The sequence below is a fragment of the Microbacterium sufflavum genome (assembly GCF_023091155.1).
Taxonomy (GTDB): Bacteria; Actinomycetota; Actinomycetes; order Actinomycetales; family Microbacteriaceae; genus Microbacterium; species Microbacterium sufflavum.
The window spans coordinates 839,873-856,954 of record NZ_JAHWXK010000001.1; the positions used below are offsets into that span (position 1 = coordinate 839,873).

At 71.0% G+C, this 17,082-nt stretch carries 20 protein-coding genes; 5 read left to right on the plus strand and 15 right to left on the minus strand.

What is annotated here, in order from left to right:
- Positions 1-23: 23 nt before the first annotated feature.
- Positions 24-1,307: a serine hydrolase domain-containing protein gene (locus KZC56_RS04205; RefSeq protein WP_136029698.1), complete on the minus strand. Its 1,284-nt coding sequence runs from the start codon at positions 1,305-1,307 to the stop codon at positions 24-26.
- Between the two features lie 99 nt (positions 1,308-1,406).
- Here KZC56_RS04205 and KZC56_RS04210 point away from each other — a divergent pair, with 99 nt between their 5' ends.
- Both KZC56_RS04210 and KZC56_RS04215 read left to right on the plus strand, forming a co-directional pair.
- On the plus strand, positions 1,407-1,721 hold the full coding sequence (locus KZC56_RS04210; protein WP_136044268.1) for a DUF2470 domain-containing protein: 315 nt from the start codon (positions 1,407-1,409) through the stop codon (positions 1,719-1,721).
- Between the two features lie 54 nt (positions 1,722-1,775).
- Positions 1,776-2,423 carry a biliverdin-producing heme oxygenase gene (locus KZC56_RS04215; RefSeq protein ID WP_240744512.1) on the plus strand — a complete coding sequence of 216 codons (648 nt, stop codon included), beginning with the start codon at positions 1,776-1,778 and terminating at the stop codon, positions 2,421-2,423.
- Positions 2,424-2,479: 56 nt separating this feature from the next.
- Here KZC56_RS04215 and KZC56_RS04220 read toward each other — a convergent pair whose 3' ends face one another.
- Entirely contained in the window at positions 2,480-3,865 is a 1,386-nt protein-coding gene (locus KZC56_RS04220; RefSeq protein WP_136036976.1) for an ATP-dependent DNA helicase, read from the minus strand.
- A 115-nt stretch (positions 3,866-3,980) separates the two neighbouring features.
- Between KZC56_RS04220 and KZC56_RS04225 the strand changes: the two genes are divergently transcribed.
- Complete coding sequence (locus tag KZC56_RS04225; RefSeq protein WP_136044270.1) at positions 3,981-5,054, plus strand: hypothetical protein; 1,074 nt, start codon at positions 3,981-3,983, stop codon at positions 5,052-5,054.
- A gap of 9 nt (positions 5,055-5,063) precedes the next feature.
- On the opposite strand, the gene KZC56_RS04230 is transcribed toward KZC56_RS04225, so the two are convergent.
- The 10 genes from KZC56_RS04230 to KZC56_RS04275 all read right to left on the minus strand — a co-directional run bounded on the left by KZC56_RS04230 (position 5,064) and on the right by KZC56_RS04275 (position 13,543).
- The gene (locus KZC56_RS04230; protein WP_206252308.1) at positions 5,064-7,088 is read right to left on the minus strand and encodes a bifunctional copper resistance protein CopD/cytochrome c oxidase assembly protein; all 2,025 of its coding nucleotides are present in this window, start codon (positions 7,086-7,088) and stop codon (positions 5,064-5,066) included.
- 82 nt (positions 7,089-7,170) lie between these two features.
- Positions 7,171-7,458, minus strand: coding sequence for an HU family DNA-binding protein (locus KZC56_RS04235; RefSeq protein ID WP_017203554.1), 288 nt, complete (start codon positions 7,456-7,458; stop codon positions 7,171-7,173).
- Between the two features lie 394 nt (positions 7,459-7,852).
- Positions 7,853-8,158 carry a 30S ribosomal protein S14 gene (rpsN, locus tag KZC56_RS04240; RefSeq protein WP_017829734.1) on the minus strand — a complete coding sequence of 102 codons (306 nt, stop codon included), beginning with the start codon at positions 8,156-8,158 and terminating at the stop codon, positions 7,853-7,855.
- A gap of 3 nt (positions 8,159-8,161) precedes the next feature.
- On the minus strand, positions 8,162-8,332 hold the full coding sequence (gene rpmG / locus KZC56_RS04245; protein ID WP_017203558.1) for a 50S ribosomal protein L33: 171 nt from the start codon (positions 8,330-8,332) through the stop codon (positions 8,162-8,164).
- A complete protein-coding gene (gene rpmB / locus KZC56_RS04250) occupies positions 8,332-8,568 on the minus strand; it encodes a 50S ribosomal protein L28 (protein WP_025102729.1) in 237 nt (78 codons plus the stop codon). Before rpmB ends, rpmG begins: the two co-directional genes overlap by 1 nt.
- 140 nt (positions 8,569-8,708) lie before the next feature.
- Positions 8,709-9,407, minus strand: a complete 699-nt coding sequence (locus tag KZC56_RS04255) for a DNA-3-methyladenine glycosylase (protein WP_372490554.1) — start codon at positions 9,405-9,407, stop codon at positions 8,709-8,711.
- Positions 9,408-9,432: 25 nt separating this feature from the next.
- Positions 9,433-11,301 carry an Ig-like domain-containing domain gene (locus KZC56_RS04260; RefSeq protein ID WP_247637947.1) on the minus strand — a complete coding sequence of 623 codons (1,869 nt, stop codon included), beginning with the start codon at positions 11,299-11,301 and terminating at the stop codon, positions 9,433-9,435.
- Positions 11,291-12,097: a TIGR03943 family putative permease subunit gene (locus KZC56_RS04265; RefSeq protein ID WP_247637948.1), complete on the minus strand. Its 807-nt coding sequence runs from the start codon at positions 12,095-12,097 to the stop codon at positions 11,291-11,293. The genes KZC56_RS04260 and KZC56_RS04265 overlap by 11 nt, the downstream gene beginning before the upstream one ends.
- On the minus strand, positions 12,090-13,130 hold the full coding sequence (locus KZC56_RS04270) for a permease (protein WP_136032084.1): 1,041 nt from the start codon (positions 13,128-13,130) through the stop codon (positions 12,090-12,092). The genes KZC56_RS04265 and KZC56_RS04270 overlap by 8 nt, the downstream gene beginning before the upstream one ends.
- The gene (locus KZC56_RS04275) at positions 13,127-13,543 is read right to left on the minus strand and encodes a Fur family transcriptional regulator (RefSeq protein WP_136032082.1); all 417 of its coding nucleotides are present in this window, start codon (positions 13,541-13,543) and stop codon (positions 13,127-13,129) included. Before KZC56_RS04275 ends, KZC56_RS04270 begins: the two co-directional genes overlap by 4 nt.
- A 186-nt stretch (positions 13,544-13,729) precedes the next feature.
- Between KZC56_RS04275 and KZC56_RS04280 the strand changes: the two genes are divergently transcribed.
- Entirely contained in the window at positions 13,730-14,014 is a 285-nt protein-coding gene (locus tag KZC56_RS04280) for a hypothetical protein (protein WP_136032079.1), read from the plus strand.
- Positions 14,008-14,253, plus strand: a complete 246-nt coding sequence (locus tag KZC56_RS04285) for a hypothetical protein (RefSeq protein WP_136032077.1) — start codon at positions 14,008-14,010, stop codon at positions 14,251-14,253. Before KZC56_RS04280 ends, KZC56_RS04285 begins: the two co-directional genes overlap by 7 nt.
- 56 nt (positions 14,254-14,309) lie before the next feature.
- Here the strand turns inward: KZC56_RS04285 and KZC56_RS04290 are convergent, their stop codons facing one another.
- Genes KZC56_RS04290 through KZC56_RS04300 form a run of 3 tightly spaced genes read right to left on the minus strand, consistent with a single transcriptional unit; the run spans position 14,310 to position 17,031 of the window.
- Positions 14,310-15,188 (minus strand): metal ABC transporter permease, encoded by an 879-nt coding sequence (locus KZC56_RS04290; RefSeq protein ID WP_205828273.1) that lies wholly within the window; start codon positions 15,186-15,188, stop codon positions 14,310-14,312.
- Positions 15,185-16,018 carry a metal ABC transporter ATP-binding protein gene (locus KZC56_RS04295; RefSeq protein WP_136032075.1) on the minus strand — a complete coding sequence of 278 codons (834 nt, stop codon included), beginning with the start codon at positions 16,016-16,018 and terminating at the stop codon, positions 15,185-15,187. The genes KZC56_RS04290 and KZC56_RS04295 overlap by 4 nt, the downstream gene beginning before the upstream one ends.
- Entirely contained in the window at positions 16,015-17,031 is a 1,017-nt protein-coding gene (locus KZC56_RS04300) for a metal ABC transporter solute-binding protein, Zn/Mn family (protein WP_247637949.1), read from the minus strand. Before KZC56_RS04300 ends, KZC56_RS04295 begins: the two co-directional genes overlap by 4 nt.
- Positions 17,032-17,082: the final 51 nt, after the last annotated feature.

A 17,082-nucleotide genomic window follows, 5' to 3' on the forward strand; every position in this document is an offset into this window, starting at 1 on the left:
GACCCCTTCCGATCAGCCGGTGCTCACTCCTCCGCGGGGGCGACGCACGGGAGCGCGGCGTCCGTGGTGGCCTGGTGGTACTGCTCCGCGGTGAACGGCAGCCCGAAGTCGGGGGCGGTCTGCCCGGACGCGGCGGGGGCCTTCGACGCGATGGCCGCGAGCTCCCACGACAGCTGCTGGGCGAACAGCGCCCCGGCGGTGGAGTCGTTCAGCACCACGGCGACCGTGAACCCGGTGGCCGGGTCGGAGTAGGCGGCGGTCGCATAGCCGGGGGTCCAGCCGTGCTGGCCGACCATCGAGCCGACGAGGTAGGCACCGCCGGTGGCCTGGAACCACGACGCGGCGGTGTCGGACACGGGCAGCGGCGAGCCGAAGCGCGCGGGCTCCTCCTTCGTGCGCAGCGCCTGCGCGGCCTCCGCCTGGGCGTAGCGGCCGAGGTCGGTGATGGTCGACACGACACCGGAGTCGGTGAAGCCGGAGCTCGACGAGAGGGTGGTGATGTCGACCGGGGCCGCGCAGTTGAAGCCGCCCTCGACAGCCGACATGTAGTGGCCGTTCATGGCGGGCTCGGGCACCGGCGGGGCGGCCTGCGGCGTGGGCAGCTCGGTCTGCGTGAGGCCGAGGGGCTCGGTGACGTACTCCGCGATGAGCTCGCGCGCGGTCATGCCGGTGGCGCGCTCGAGCGCCAGGCCGAGCAGCAGGTAGCCCGCGTCGGAGTCGCGGAAGGTCGTGTGCGGGGCCACCCTGGCGCGGCCGAGGCCGTAGCCGGCGAGCTCGAGCGGAGCCCACACGCGCTCGGGGGTGTTGATCCAGGCGGCCTTGGCGGTCTCCTCGGACGACCCGGCGCCGCTCGTGCCGTTGCAGAGGTCGAGCAGGGTCACGTCGGTCATGTCCGCGACGCCGGAGACGTAGGTGGGCACCTTCGCGTCGAGCTCCACGGTGCCCTCGTCGGCGAGCGCGTACAGCACGTCGCACGTCATGAGGCGCGTGACGTCGGCGATGCGGAACGACATGTCCGTCGTCAGCTCGGCTCCGCCCTCCTTGTCCTGCGTGCCGGCCGCCGCGACCCAGCTGCCGCTCCACGGCACCCAGACGCCGACGATGGCTCCGGACGCACCCGACGCGGTGAGCGCGTTGTCGACCGCGGTCTGCATCGCCGCGACGGTGTCGTCGGGCAGGGAGGCGTCGACCTGGTCGGGCGGCGTGTAGCTGAAGGAGTCCTCGGACGAACAACCGGTGAGGACGAGCCCGAGCACGACGGCCGTGGCCGCTGCGGCGCGCCACCGGCGCGACGAGAGAAGCTGCATGTGAAGGAACCCCCGAGGACGTATCTCCCGAGTCTAGAGCGAGGATGCTGGAAGTCCGCCTCGCGGGACCGCGCCGATCGCGGCCCGTAGGGTGTGAGGGTGCCCCACGACTTCGCTCCCGACGTGATCGCCGCCGTGCTCCGCCACATGAACGGCGACCACACCGACGACAACCTGCTGATCGCCCGCGCCTTCGCCGAGCCCGCCGACCAGGAGCCGACGGCGTCCGTCATGACCGGCTTCGACGGCGAGGCCGGCGTGTGGGAGGTCACCCGCGGCGGCTCCACCTCGACGCTGCGCGTGCCGTGGCCCGGCGGCCCGATCACGGAGCGCCCCGAGGTACGACGCGAGGTCGTGGCGCTGTACGACGCGGCGTGCGCGCGCCTGGGCGTCGAGCCGCGGCCGCACGACTGACTCCGCACCGACTCGGACTTCCGTCCAAGGTTAGGCTGCCCTTACACTGGGGCCATGCCCGAGATCCTCTCCTTCTCCGCCGCCCTCCGCGAGCGCTCCTCCGGGTCGCACTCGCGCAGCGAGACGGCCGGCTTCATGTCCGACCTGCTCAAGGGCGAGGGCTCCCGCGAGGACTACATCGCGCTCGTCGCGCAGCACTACTTCATCTACGAGGCCCTCGAGAGCGCGGGCGACCGCATGCGCACCGACCCCGTCGCCTCCGTGTTCCTCAGCGACAAGCTCACCCGCCTCCCCGCGCTCGAGGCCGACCTCGAGTTCCTGCTCGGCGCGGACTGGCGCGACCGGATCACGCCGCTGCCCACCACGCAGCGCTACGTGGAGCGCATCCGCCAGGTGGGCGCGACCTGGGCCGGGGGCTTCGTCGCCCACCACTACACGCGCTACCTCGGCGACCTCTCCGGCGGCATCTTCATCGGCCGCGTCATGTCCCGCCGCTTCGGCTTCGAGACCAACGGCGTCGGCTTCTACCTGTTCGACGACATCGCCGACCCGTCCGCCTTCAAGGACGTGTACCGCGAACAGCTCGACGCCGCCCCGTGGGACGAGGCGGAGCGCGAGCGCGTGATCGACGAGGTGCTGCTCGCCTACCGGTTCAACACGGAGCTGTTCGAAGACCTCGACCGCGCCCGCGCCGCCGCCTGAGCGCCCTCACCTGTCCCTGAGCGAGCGCCCGCGAGACGAAGGGCGTCCACCGCGGTTCAGCCCGTGGGAAGCTCCGGCGTCGACGCCGCCAGCCACGCGTCGCGCATGAAGCGCCGCACGTCCTCGTCGACCCGGATGTCGCTCGGCCGCAACGGTCGCGACAGGTACAGCCCGTCGAGCGAGGTCAGACGGCTCAGCGCCACATAGGTCTGCCCCGGCGCGAACGCCCCGGAGCCGAGGTCGATGATCGCGCGGTCATAGGTCTTGCCCTGCGACTTGTGGATGGTCACGGCCCACGCGAGCCGCAGCGGGAACTGCGTGAACTCCGCCACCACATCGCGGGACAGCTTCTTCGTGTTCGGGTCGTAGGCGTAACGGAATCGTTCCCACACGGCCGGCTCGACCTCCACCTCCTCGCCGTCGATCTCCACCCGCACGGCCCCGCCGAGAATGCGGGTGACGGTGCCGATGGTGCCGTTGACCCAGCGCGGCGGCTCGCCCGACATGGCGGTGTCGTTGCGGAGGAACATCACCTGCGCGCCGACCTTGAGCTTGAGCTCCGACTCGGCAGGCAGGGCGGCCTCGCCGCGTCCGAAGTCGCCGTTGATCTCGGCGCGCGCGGTCTGCTCCTTGCCGGGGAGGGCGGCGAGGTGACGGCCGTTGATGCCGTTCACGATGTCGTTGCGCGTCGCGAGGGTGATCATCGGCACCTCGCCCGGCTCGGGGTCGGGCGGCGTGCGGGCACCCTGCGCGTTCAGCACCCCGGCGATCTCCGCGGTCACCCGGCCGTAGCGCACGGCGTTGAGCATCGCCTTGAACCCGTCGTCGGACTGCCGGTGGATCTGCACCAGCTCCCGCACGTGCAGCTCGGCCCTGGTGTCGACCTGGAACAGGCCCTCCTGGTCGGAGAGCCCGGAGCCGCCCGCCCACACCTTCGCGTCGAAGAACCAGAAGGAGCGGTAGTGGTCCTTCACGTAGCGGGCCTCGTCGCCGCGCGGCGGGACCGGCGCGAGCTGGTACGGGTCGCCGAACATCACCACCTGCACACCGCCGAACGGTTCGCCCCTGCGTCCGCGGGCCTGCCGCAGCGAGCGGTCGATCGCGTCCATGAGGTCGGCGTTGACCATCGAGATCTCATCGATCACGAGGGTCTCGATCGCGTTCAGGATGCGCCGGGTGGCATCGTTCTGGTCGATGTCCGCGTCGCCGATCAGCCCGATCGGGAGCCGGAACAGCGAGTGGATCGTCTGCCCCTCGACGTTCAGCGCGGCGACGCCGGTGGGCGCGCAGATCGCGATCTGCTTCTTCGTGTTCCAGGCGAAGTGCTGCAGGAGCGTCGACTTGCCGGTGCCGGCGCGGCCGGTGATGAACACGTGCTCCCCGGTGTCCTCGATGAGGCGGAACAGCTCCTGCTGCTCCTCGGACAGGGCGGGAAGGGACACGGTTCTCTCAGGGCTGCAGGGGCGGACGGGGGCGCCCACCCATGCTACGTCGCGCCGGGAGTCGCGGGGCGCCGACGCTCGGCGTCCCCCCAGGACTCCCTCCTAGACTGACGCCATGGAGCGGGCCGGGAGGAGCACGCCCCGGCGTGCGCGCCTGGGCGTGGATCTGACCATGCTCGCCGTCGTCGGCGTGATGCTGTTCGCCGCGATCGGGGCGGGCGGCGCGACCCTCTACCAGCAGTTCTACGGCCCCTCGGCGTTCGTGGTCCGCTACCTCGACCTGCTCGCATCCGGCCGCGCGGCCGATGCGCTCCGGGTGCCCGGTGTCGCCATCGACCGCGAGACGCTCGAGAAGGCCGGCATCGACCCCCGCGCCTCGGAGGCGATGCTGCGGCGCTCCGCGCTCGGCCCCCTCACCGACATCGAGGTGAAGTCCGAACGGCCCTCCGGCGACGGCACTGCCGTCACCGTCGGCTACACGGCCGGTGGCCATCACGGCACCACGACCTTCCAGGTGCAGCAGGACGGCTGGGCCGGCGTCACCCCCGACTGGCGGTTCACCACGAGCCCTCTCGCGGTGGTCCAGCTCACCGTGCGCGGCTCCGACCGCTTCGCCGTGAACGGGTTCGAGGTCGATCGTCGGCAGGTGTCCGTCGCGGGGGCCGAGGCCCAGCCGCTCGACCCCCTGCCGCTGCTCGTGTTCACCCCCGGCGTCTACTCCGTCACGGTCGACACCGCGATCTCGACGTCGTCCGGCCACGGGGTGCTCGCCGACAAGCCGCTCGCCGTCACGCCGCTCGACGTGCAGACCGAGCCGACTCCCGAGTTCGTGTCGGTGGTGCAGCAGCGCGTCGAGGAGTTCCTCACGCAGTGCACGACCCAGGAGGTGCTGCAGCCCACCGCGTGCCCGTTCGGCCTGCGCGTGACGAACCGCATCTCCGCGCCGCCCACCTGGTCGATCACGAGTCAGCCCCAGATCGCGGTCGTCCCCGCCGAGGACGGTCAGTGGCAGATCCCGCCGGCCGATGCGGTGGCCCACGTCGAGGTCGAGATCCAGTCGCTGTTCGACGGCTCGGTCGAGCCGGTGTCGGAAGACGTGCCGTTCCGCGTGAACGGCACCATCGCGATCCTCCCCGACGGCTCCGCGTCGATCAGGGTCGGCTCTCCCGACGAGCCCGCCGAGGACTGACGCCGGGGATCAGCGCCGGTCGCGCTGGGCCTGGCGCTCCGCCGCGCGCTGGTCCCGCGCCGCGAGCTCGGCGAGGCGCGCGTTGTACTCCTCCAGCTCGGCGTCGCCCGTGCGGTCGGCGTGCCGGTCGCGACGCTTCTGCAGCTTGGTGTCGCTGCGGCTCCACTGGATCGCGACCGTGATGGCGAGGATCAGCGTCGGGATCTCTCCGATCGACCAGGCGATGCCGCCGCCCACGTACTGATCGGTCATGGGATCGGCGCCCCAGTCGCGGCCCATCGCGCCGAACCAGTCGGCGACCATCAGCCCCTCCTGCATCATGATCGCCATGCCGAAGAACGCGTGCATGGCCATCACGGCGATGAGGGTGATGAGCCGGCCGGGGTACGGCAGCCGGTACGGCACGGGGTCGGCACCGATCAGGCTCATCACGAACAGGTAGCCCGAGATCAGGAAGTGGATGACCATCCACTCGTGCCCGAGGTGCTCGTACATCGACCAGCGCACCAGGTCGGTGAAGTAGAACGCCCACAGCGACACGATGAAGATCGCGGCCGCGACGAACGGGTGGGTCACCACGCGCGCGAACGGCGAGTGCACGGCCCACATGATCCACTCGCGGCCGCCGCGGGTGCCGTCGTCGCGCTTGTGGATCGCGCGCAACGCCAGGGTGATGGGTGCACCCGAGACGAGCAGCAGCGGGATCGCCATCGAGAGCATCATGTGCCCGAGCATGTGCACGCTGAACAGGTACTCCTGATACGCGTTGATGGGCCCGCCCGTCACCCACACCAGCATCAGCATGCCGAGCACCCAGAAGACGGTGCGGTGGATCGGCCAGCGGTCGCCGCGCAGCCGCAGCCGCCGCACGCCCGCGAGGTAGAGGAAGAGCCCGAACCCGGCAGCCACCAGCCACAGCACGTCGATGTCCCACGCCGTGAACCACCGCGCGAGCGTGAGCTCGGGGGGAAGCAGGGAGCCGGTGAGGATCTGCGCCGGGGTCTGCGCGAACGCGGCGGTCTCGCCCGTGGGGGGAGGGGTGCGCGCGAGGGCCGCCGCGGCGCCCGAGGCGAGCCCCATCAGCGCGACCTCGCCCAGCACCAGCAGCCAGAACCAGCGGTTGGCGCGGTCACCGTCGAGCTTCGGGATGAGTCGGGCGCGGTACCAGGCGCCGAGCAGGCCCATCCCGACCAGCAGCACGGCCTTCGCGATGACGATCGTGCCGTATGGCGTCGACCACACCGCCTCCCAGGACCCCACCGCGACGATCGACCGTGTGAAGCCGGAGAGCGCCACGACCGCGAAGGCGGCGATGGCGAGCGAGGAGTAGCGCGACACCAGGCGGGCGCGGTCGATGCCCGGCTCTCCGCGCAGCAACACCAGCAGCAGCAGGCCGCCCAGCCACACCGCGGCCCCGATGGTGTGCAGCAGGATCGAGTTGACCGCCATGTTGTGGCCGTCGAGGTCGCCCGCATGGCCCTGGGTCGCCAGCGGCAGGAACGACACCGCGGCGAGCAGGGCCGTGATCAGGGTGGGCGTCCAGGACCGCCAGGCGAACGCGAGCACCGTGATCACGGCGCCGAGGATCGTGGTGATGAGCCACGACTGTCCGAGCGGCAGCTCCAGCAGGAACCGTCCGAGCTGTGCACCGAACTCCCGCTCGATGCTGAGCTTCGGGTTGAACGCCGCCATGAAGGCGAGGAAGCCGGCGAGACCGGCCGAGACCGTGAACACCGCGGCACCGATCGACGCGATGTTCAGGGCCCTGTCGAACGACCGCTCGCCCGCGCGGAGTGCGAACAGAGCGAGCACGAGCGACCCGAGCATGAGCGCGCCCGAGAGGTTCATCACCAGCTTGGCGATCGGCGTGCCCCACAGCACCACGGGCCCCGGGTCCTGCAGCAGGGGCGGCTTGGCACCGCCGCCGATGAGCAGCGCCCACACGAGGGCGACGAGACCCGCCGCCAGCAGGATGACGACGCCGGCGACGCGATACGCCGACGTCGTGCTCGGCGTCTCGGTGCGGGAACTCACCCCTCCAGCCTAGGCGCGCTGGACGGGGGGAAAGCACGAAGGCCGCTCCCGGATCGGGAGCGGCCTTCGAACGGGTGCGGTCTTACTTGACGGCAGCCTTGAGCTTGGAGCCGGCGGTCACCTTGACGCGCTTGCCAGCGGGGATCTTGATCTCGGCGCCGGTCTGCGGGTTGCGGCCCGTGCGAGCAGCGGTGTCGACCTGCTCGAAGGAGATCCAGCCCGGGATCGAGACCTTGCTGCCCTTGGCGACAGCGTCGGAGACCGTGGCGAACAGCGAGTCGAGGACACCGGAGACGGTGGCCTGGCTCTGGCCGGTGGCGGAAGCGATGCTCGCGACGAGCTCGGTCTTGGTGATGGACTTGTCAGCCATGTCATCCTCCAGCGACGAAGGACCGTCGCATCGTTGTGGGTGCGAGAGGCGGGTGCCTCCCGTTGGTCGAGTGACCGCCTTGAATGTACCAACCACCACCCGGATTTCCGCGTCATTTCGCGGGTTTTGACCAATTACCCGGCGTGTCGCGCCACTTTGGTCACACGTGTCACAGAATTCGGGAGGCTCATGCCCCCGCGCGAGACGGTGCCGACGATCACGGGATCGGCGTTCGCGAGCGCCACCCACCCCTGTCGGTCTGTCCCGATCTCGCGGCGCTCCCCCGATTGCCGGAGCGCGTGGGCGCTCACCCGGACCGCGAGACGACGGAGACGCGGGGGTACGCGAAAGGGGCGAGGATCCGAAGATCCTCGCCCCTGTCGACGGCGGTGATTTACCAGCTCGACTTGGTCACGCCGGGCAGCTCGCCACGGTGTGCCATGTCACGGAAGCGGACACGCGAGATGCCGAACTTCGTGAGGACACCGCGGGGGCGGCCGTCGATGACGTCGCGCGAACGCACGCGAGCCGGCGAGGCGTTGCGCGGCAGCTTCTGCAGGCCGACGCGAGCGGCCTCGCGGGCCTCGTCGGTGGCGTTCGGGTCGACCAGGGTCTTCTTCAGCTCGGCACGACGCTCGGCGTAGCGCTCGACGATGACCTTGCGCTGCTCGTTGCGCGCGATCTTGCTCTTCTTAGCCATGGATCAACGCTCCTCTCGGAATTCGACGTGCTGACGGATGACCGGGTCGTACTTCTTCAGCACGAGGCGGTCGGGGGTGTTGCGGCGGTTCTTCTTGGTCACGTACGTGTAACCCGTACCCGCCGTGGAACGCAGCTTGATGATCGGACGGACGTCCTGAGCCTTCTTGGCCATTAGAGCTTCACACCCTTCGCCTGGAGGTCCTTGACGACGTTCTCGATGCCGCGCGCGTCGATCACCTTGATGCCCTTGGCGGACACGTTGAGCGTGATCTTACGACCGAGCGAGGGCACGAAATAGGTCTTCTTCTGCACGTTCGGGTCGAAGCGGCGCTTCGTCCGGCGGTGCGAGTGCGAGACGTTGTGACCGAAGCCGGGAACAGCTCCGGTCACCTGGCACACTGCTGCCATGATGATGACTCCTTCATTACCGTGAGGCCGGACGGCCCCACCCAAGATCCCTTGTCTGCACGCAACCTCGACCCGCCGATCTCTCGGCCGCGGAAGGGGAAGCATGCGAACTACGCACAGGAGCGTGCGCAGACAAAGAGTCAGTCTAGCACGGGCAGGGTCGCCCCCAGTGCCGCGGCCTCGGCGGCACCGCGCCCCCACCGGAACGCCGACACGGTCGGGTCGTCCGGGATCCAGAACCGCCACGGGAAGGCGTCCGTCCCCGCGAGCCCCGCGACCCCGACTCTCGGCCCCTGCGACACATCCGCGACCGGCGCCCCGAGCCACAGCTCCGCGCGGGCGCCGTTGTGCTCCGCGCCCGTGACCGCGTCGATCCCATCGTGCAGCGCGTGGCGCAGGCCGACCGCCTGGCCCAGTCGCCCCGGCCCCCTGGCGAGGTCGCGTCGGGCCGTTCGCCCCAGCGGGAGCGGGGCACCGCGGCGGACGGCCGCAGCGTCCTCACCGGCCACCACCTCTCCGGCGCGCAGCAGCACCCCGTCACCCTGCCCCTCCGGACCGCACGCCACGTTCACGCACGAGTGGATCCCGTGGCTCAGGTAGACGTACAGGTGGCCCGGCTCGCCCCACATCGTGGCGTTGCGGGCGGTGCGACCCATGCGCGCGTGCGAGCCGGGGTCGACGCGGTCGCCCGTGCCCTGCCCGTGATACGCCTCGACCTCGGTGACGCGCACGCGGACCTCCACCGGCACACCGCCCTCGATCACCACGGTGCGCAGTTCCGCGCCGAGCAGGGTGGGCGCCACCTCGACGGCGGAGCGCATCACGTCGTCGCGGGTCACGCGTCGCAGCGGAACGGCCGACACGTCAGAACCGCGGCGCCGTCTGGCACCAGGAGGCGTCGAAGCCGGTGAGGGCCACGAGCTCCTTCCCGGAGTCCAGGTCGATCAGGTGGGTCTCCAGCCGCCCCGGAAGCGGCAGCAGCATGCCGTCGTAGGGGTTGTTCGCCATGTCGGGGGCGACCACGACGGCCGCGTACTGCCCGCTCGGCGACGCGCACGCCTGGAGGATGGCGTCGCTCGACCCCACCTCGACCAGGGGTTCTGCGACCCCGTCGTCGTCCACGCGGACCACCGCCTGCCCGATCGGCAGACCCGAGTCGTCGCGCGACACCACGTGCCGCAGCGTGCCGCCGGGGAACGGCGTGATCGTCGTGGCCGTGCCGTAGTCGGGCGTCGAGGCCGCGAGCGGCTGCTCCGAGCCGTCGGTGAGGTTCAGCTCGACCACGGTGCCGTCGAGACGCTCCACGATCGCGGTGTAGGTGCCGCGCGAGATGCCCTGAATGGTGGTGGCGAGCCCGAGCGAATGCACTCCCGCGTCGCTGGAACGGTCGACGAGGGCGAGCGCGCCGTCGAAGTCGATGAAGAGCACGGCGGCGCTGTCCGGCACGAACTGCCACACGAAGACGCTCGCCTCCTCGCCCGCGACCTCGATGATCTGCGGCTCGTCGTCGCCGCTCAGCGACTGGGTCACGAGCACGCTCGCGCGGCCCTCGCTGTCGCCGAGCTCGCGGTCGGAGTAGCTGTAGCCGACGAGGTTGCCGCGCTCGGAGACCTGGATCTCTCGGACATAGCCGTCGCCGGGCAGCGTCAGCTCGCGCTGGTCCTCACCGTCGCGGTCCATCACCAGCAGGTGCGAGCCGTCGTCCTCCTCGACCGAGGCCACGAGGCGCGTGGAGGTGGCGCGGAAGTCGTTGATCCGCGGATGCGAGAACACCGGCACCGCCTTCTCGCCGCTGAGGTCGGTGCGGAAGATCGTGTCGTCGCCGTCGACGTCGCGCCGCAGCAGGAACATCGTCGAAGCGGGCGTGGTGAAGCTCGTCGTGAGCTCGGCGGACGGACCACCGCTCGCACCGACGGCATCGGACACCGTCACGGTGTACGTCGTGTCGTCGTCGAGCGGCACCGTGAAGCGCACACCGATCCCGCGGCCGGCCGCGTCGACCGTGAACGGCACCGCCGGCTCGACCGACACCTGGTCCGCCTCGATCGCGGCGAGGGGCTGGTTCGCGGTGAGGATCAGGCGACTGCCGGACGATTCGATCGCCTGGGCCGCGTCGACCTGCACCTCTGAGATGCGCGGACCCTGCAGCAGGCTCACGACGCCGAAGCCGGTGCCGACCAGCACCAGCACACCCAGCACGGCACCGATCGTCAGCAGGAACCGGCGTGACATCCGCGGCCCGGCCGCCGCACCGGCGCGGTCGCTCGCCGCGGGCGGGCCATCGGCGGGACGCCAGCCCGGCGCGGCACCCTCTGACGACTCGGCCGCGGGCGGCGTCGGGGTCGCGGGCGGCGCGGCGGCGGCGGACACGGGTTCGGGGGCGAGCGGCACCGCGGGCACAGACGATCCGGCGGACGGGATCGCGGAGGCGGACGCGGAGGATCCCGTCGACGGGACCGCGGCGGGCGCATCCGGCTCGACGGAAGGAGCGGCGGGCGCCTCAGGCACGGCGGGGGAAGTCGCGGGCACCACCGAAGACGGCTCCGTCGACGCGGGCGACGCGGGCGCATCCGGCTCGGCGGAAGGGGCCTCGGGGGCGGGGGCGGGGCCCTCCCCCTCGACCAGGGAGACCGACTCGGCTGCCGCACGCTCCGCCGCCTCCCGCGCGGCGCGCAGTTCGGCGCGCGTGCGCGGGACGGCGGGCGTCTCGCGGCGCTCGTCGTCAGTACTCATAGGGGTCCTTCGGCTCGTCGATCGCGACGACGTCCGTCGGCTCGATGCGCAGCGTGCCGTCGGCGTCGGCGCGCACCGTGCCCGTCACCTCGACCCACTGCCCCGTCTCATACTCACCGGGGTCGACGTCGGTCGGCAGGGCCGCGGTCTGCGCGTCGATCACGCAGTGCGTGATGACGAGCCGGGTGAGGTTCACGCCGTCGCCCTTCCCCGCCGGGGTGACGAAGCCGGTGAGCGTGACCGGGGCCCCGTCGTACGCCGCGGTGTTCGTGGCCCCAGCGAAGACACTGGCCCAGTCGCCGATGCCGAACGTCGAGGTGTCCGCGACGCCGAGGGCCACGGTGTCCGCCCCGGCGAACAGCGTGGCCTGCTCCCCCGCACGCGACATCGCGAGCTCGACCGACAGCGAGGCGGGCGGCAGCACGAGCGCTGCGGCCACGACCCCGGTGGCGATCACACCGCCCGCGACCGCGCCGACTCCGGCCAGGGTCCGCCGGGGAGTCACGGTCGTGCGCGACGCCTCGTCGTCCGCGTGCTCGGGCTCCGCGGTGGCGTCGCCGTGGTCGTGGCCGTGGTCGTCCTCGGCCCCGAGCGGCAGGGTGCACGACCACACCGCCCCGGCGAGCGTGACCACGGCGGCCGCACTCGCGAACCAGACCGACTCGGGGCTGATGTAGAGCGTCAGGCGCCCGGTGACCGCGAGCCCGAGCGTCACGACCGCGACCGCGGAGGCCAGTCCGACGCCCAGCCATCGAGTCGCGACGGCTCGAGCGCGCGGTGTCTGCTGCTCAGACAAAGACGTTCACCCCGATCCCGATCGCGAAGGCCGCGGCCAGCACGACCGCGGTGATCCCGACGAGCGTGCGCGCCGTGAAGGTCGTACGCATGAGTGCCAGCATCTTGATGTCGACGAGCGGTCCGACCAGCAGGAACGCCACGATCGCCCCGCTCGAGAAGGTGGACGCGAACGACAGCGCGAAGAACGCGTCGACGTTGGAGCAGATGGCGACCACGATCGCGAGCAGCATCATCGCCACGATCGACAGCACCGGGTTCGACCCGATCGCCAGCAGCACGTCGCGCGGGATCAGCACCTGCACGGCTCCCGCGAGCGCTGAGCCGATCACGAGCGCCGGCATCACCGCCCGCAGCTCGACCAGGAACTGCGTGAGGCTGCGGCGGATCGGGGTGCCCGGCTCGTGCGTCACGCGCTCGCACGTGTCGACGAAGCGCTGGGTGAGCAGCGAGTCCGGCGACGGGTGCAGGCTGTAGATCCAGCCGATCAGGTTCGCGATCAGGTAGCCGCCGACCAGGCGCGCGACGAGGATGCCGCCGTCCCAACCGAAGGCCGCGTGCGTGGTGAGGATGACGATCGGGTTGACGATGGGCGCGGCGATCAGGAAGGTGAGGGCCTCCGCCGGGGCGAGGCCGCGCATCATCAGACCGCGCGCGAAGGGGACGTTGCCGCACTCGCACACCGGGATGAGCATCCCGAGGAGGGACAGCACCGCGCGCCGGGCCCACGCGCGGCGTGGCAGCCAGCGGTGGATGACGTCGGCGGGCAGCCACACCTGCACGACGATCGACAGCAGCACGCCGAGGATCACGAACGGCAGTGCTTCGATCAGCACGCTGAGCGCCAGGGTGAGGCCGTCCTGCGCCCTGGTCGGCAGCGATGCCGGGTACAGCGACGGGAGCAGCAGGTCGATCAGGAACAGCGCCGCCACGATCGCGGCGCCGAGACCGAGGCCGATCCAGGGCGACCGCGGCGGTGTCGCGTGTCGGTGCGTGTGGCCCGGACGGGAGGCCGTTCGTGCCGGGGAACTCACGCTGTCGCTGTCCTGCCGGCCTCGCGCTTGTTGGCGCACGGGGTGCACAGCCCGAAGATGTCGACGACGTGCGCGGCGTCGGTGAACCCGTGCAGAGCGGCGGTGCGGTGCGCCCACTGCTCGACGTCCTTCGCCTCGATCTCGACCGTGAGCCCGCACGACCGGCAGATCAGGTGGTGGTGGTGCCCCTGCGTGGAGCAGGCACGGTACAGCGCCTCGCCCTCGGGGCTCTGCAGCGAGTCGGCGTCACCGGAGGCGGCGAGCCCTGCCAGTGCGCGGTAGACCGTGGCGAGGCCGATGCCGGTGTTGTCGTCGCGGAGGGAGGCGTGCAGGCTCTGTGCGCTGACGAAACCGCGGGCGTCGGCGAGTGCTTCGCGCACGCGTTCGCGCTGCCAGGTGTTCCGCTGAGCCATGCCTTCGATTCTAGGCCGGAGGGGGTTGGCGAGGGCTGGGAGCGCCCGCGCACCGAGGCTCCCGGCGAGTGAACGAGAGCGTGGTCCGCGTCGGCGTGCCCTGTATCGGCATATGTGTTCTCTCTCGAGGCGCATCTGGGGTCATATGACTACGCTTGAGGCGAGCGGGGTACAAGAGGAGAAGCAATGAAGACACCTATTGTGCTGACCGCCGCACTCGCCACGGCGCTGATCGCATCACCGGCCGCGGCAATCGCCTCGGCACCGCCGACCTCGATCATGAGCACGATGAACGTGCCCGCTCGCGACCTCGGCCCGTGCTGGGCTCAGGCTGGGCGGGTCGTAGGCGGCGGCATCGGAGTGATCGGTTCGAGCGTCACTGCGCCGTGGGCCTTCCCCGGCCTGCTCTGGGCATACCTCGGCGCCATGAGTCAAGAGACGTACACGAGTGATGGGCAGTTCGCATGCTGACGAAACAGAGCGTGGACACGCACCCCAAGGCCGCTTCCGGCCGCCCGTCCGGGCGCTCCATCGCGGGGTGGGTGTTCGTCGCCATCGGCATGTGGATGGCCTTCAGCACCGCGGCCACCACCGCCGACGAAGGACTGCGCATGATGATGCTGATCGCGGGATCTTTCCTCGCCGGTGGCCTCGTGTTCGACGTCACACGGTGGCTCGTGCGCCGCAACCGGCCCCCGTCCGACGAGTGACTCCAGCCCGGGCCGTCGTCCGTCAGGGCGACGGCCCGGCACCATTCGCCGACGGCTCAGGCGGAGACGCGACGGACGCGCGACCGGGTCTTCTGCACGATCCAGCACACGACGTAGATCGTGAACGACAGCGTCGTGATGTACGGGCTCACCGGGAGGGTGCCGGCGAGGGCGAGCAGGATGCCGCCGACCGCCGAGACGAAGCCGAACAGCGCGGCCAGCAGCGGCACCGCGACCGGACCCGCTGTGACCCGCATGGCCGCGGCGGCCGGTGTCACCAGAAGCGCCATCACCAGCAGAGCTCCGATGATGTGCACGCTCACCGCGACGATCAGGCCCAGCAGCACCATGAACAGCAGGCTCACCGCGCGGGTCGGCACACCGCGGGCCGCCGCCGACTCCGGGTCGAGCGAATCGAACCGCAGCGGGTTCCACATCACCAGCAGCCCGAGCAGCACGACGAGGCTGATGCCGATGAGCCACCCCAGGTCAGGGCTCGACACCGACACGATCTGACCGGTGAGGAGGCTGAAGCGGTTGGCGCTGCGTCCGTCGTACAGCGACAGGAAGAGGATGCCGAGGCCGAGGCCGAACGGCATGAGCACACCGACGATCGAGTTGCGGTCACGCGCCTTCGCACCGAGCACGCCGATGAGGATCGCCGCGACCAGTGCCCCGCCGAGTGAGCCGAACACCACGCTGCCGCCGAAGAGCAACGCGGCCGCGGCACCGGCGAAGGAGAGCTCGCTGACCCCGTGGACCGCGAAGGCGAGGTCGCGCTGCATCACGAACACGCCGATCAGGCCACCGACGATACCGAGCACCGCACCGGCAATGATCGAGTTCGCGAGCAGGGCGACGAGCTCGCCGTAGTCCTGGAAGGAGAAGATGTCGTCCCACCCGACGGCAGGGACGAGGAGGGCGGCGGCGGTCATGCGGTCCCTCCGTGGTCGTGGTCGTCGTGCAGGTGGTGGGGCTCGGCGTCGGGGACACCCACGACCACGAGCCGGTCGCCCGCTCGGAGCACGAACACGGGTGTGCCGTACAGGTCGCTGAGCACGCGCGTCTGCAGCACCTCGTCCGGGGTGCCGAGCAGGAAGCGCCCGCCGGCGATGTAGAGGATGCGGTCGACCCGGCCGAGGATCGGGTTGATGTCGTGCGTCACGAACAGCACCGCCGCACCGCGCTCGCGCCGCTGGCGGTCGATGATGTCGGTGACGCCCACCTGGTTCGCGAGGTCGAGGTTCGACAGCGGCTCGTCGCACAGCAGCAGGGCCGGTTCGTCGGCGAGCGCCTGTCCCACGCGGAGCCGCTGCTGCTCTCCGCCCGACAGCAACCCCACCCGACGGTCGGCGTAGTGCACGGCGCCGACCGCGTCGAGCAGTGCATCGACCTTCGCGCGGTCGCCGCGGTGCGGGAACGGGAGGCCGAACCGGCTGCCCTGCACGCCGAGCGCCACGAGATCCCTGGCACGCATGCTGGTGTCGGGAGCGATCGCGCGCTGCTGCGGGATGTAGCCGATGCGGGCGCTGCCGCGGTGCACGGGCTCACCTGCCACGCGGATCGTGCCGCGGGAGAGGGGCTGGAGGCCGAGGATGCTGCGCAGGAGTGTCGTCTTGCCCGACCCGGAGGGTCCGAGCACGGCGATGAACTCCCCCGGCTGCACCGTGAGATCGAGGCCCGACCAGAGCTCGCGGTCTCCGCGGTGCAGTGCCCCGTCGGCGATCTCGAGCACGGGCGCCGCGCGGTCGACCGCGCCGCTCACGACTGGACGGCGGCGGCGAGGCTCTGGATCGCGTCACGCATCCACTCAGAGTACGACGATCCGTCCTCCAGCAGCTCCGTGAAGGCGACCACCGGTACTCGGGCGTCGTCCGCGGCCTTCTCGACCCGCTCGGTCTCGGCACCGCCCGTCTGGGCGTTGGTCAGCAGGGCGGTCACCTGTCCGGACGCGATCACATCGAGCGACTCGAGCAGTACCGCCGGCGCGACGTCGCTGCCCTCCTCGACCGACTCGGCGAAGCCCTCGGGCGTCACGTCGGTGAGACCGGCGGCCGCGGCGAGGTAGCCGGGCAGCGGCTCGGTCAGGAACACCGTCTTGCCCTCGGCGGAGGCCTTGAGCGTCTCGAGGTCGGACTCGAAGCCCTCGAGCTCGGCGACCAGCTCGTCGGCGTTGGTCGCGAACGTGTCCGCGCCGTCGGGGTCGAGCGCCGTCAGCTCGTCGGCGATGGCCTCGACCACGTGGATCATCGTGTGCGGGTCGAACCACACGTGCTCGTTGAAGCCCTCGATGTGGTCGTGGCCATCGTGGTCGTGAGCCTCCTCGCCCTCGGCATGCTCGTGGTCGTGCGACTCGGCGGCGGCGTCGTCGTCGGCGTGGGCGTGGGCGTCCTCCTCATGGCCCTCGTTGCCGGGGAAGTCGTGGGAGTACTCGACGGCGGTGACGACGTGCGGGTCCTGGGCGTCCTGCAGCAGGCTGTCGATGAAGGCGTCGTAGCCGCCGCCGTTCTCGACGACGAGGTCGGCTTTCTGGAGCGTGAGCCGGTCGCGGGCGCTGGCCTCGTAGGAGTGCGGGTCCTGGGAGGCGGAGGTGATGATCGACTCGACGTCGACGCGGTCGCCGCCGATCTGCGCGGCGATGTCGCCGTAGACGTTGGTGCTCGCCACGACGGTGATCGTTCCGTCGTCGCCTTGTCCCGACGCGGCGGGGCTGGAGCATCCGGCCAGCGAGAGGGCGGCGACGGAGGCGAGGGCGAGAGCGAGCGCGGGCTTCTTCATGATGCCAGCGTAAACGCTAATGAGAACCATTATCAAATCGAACGCTCCGCG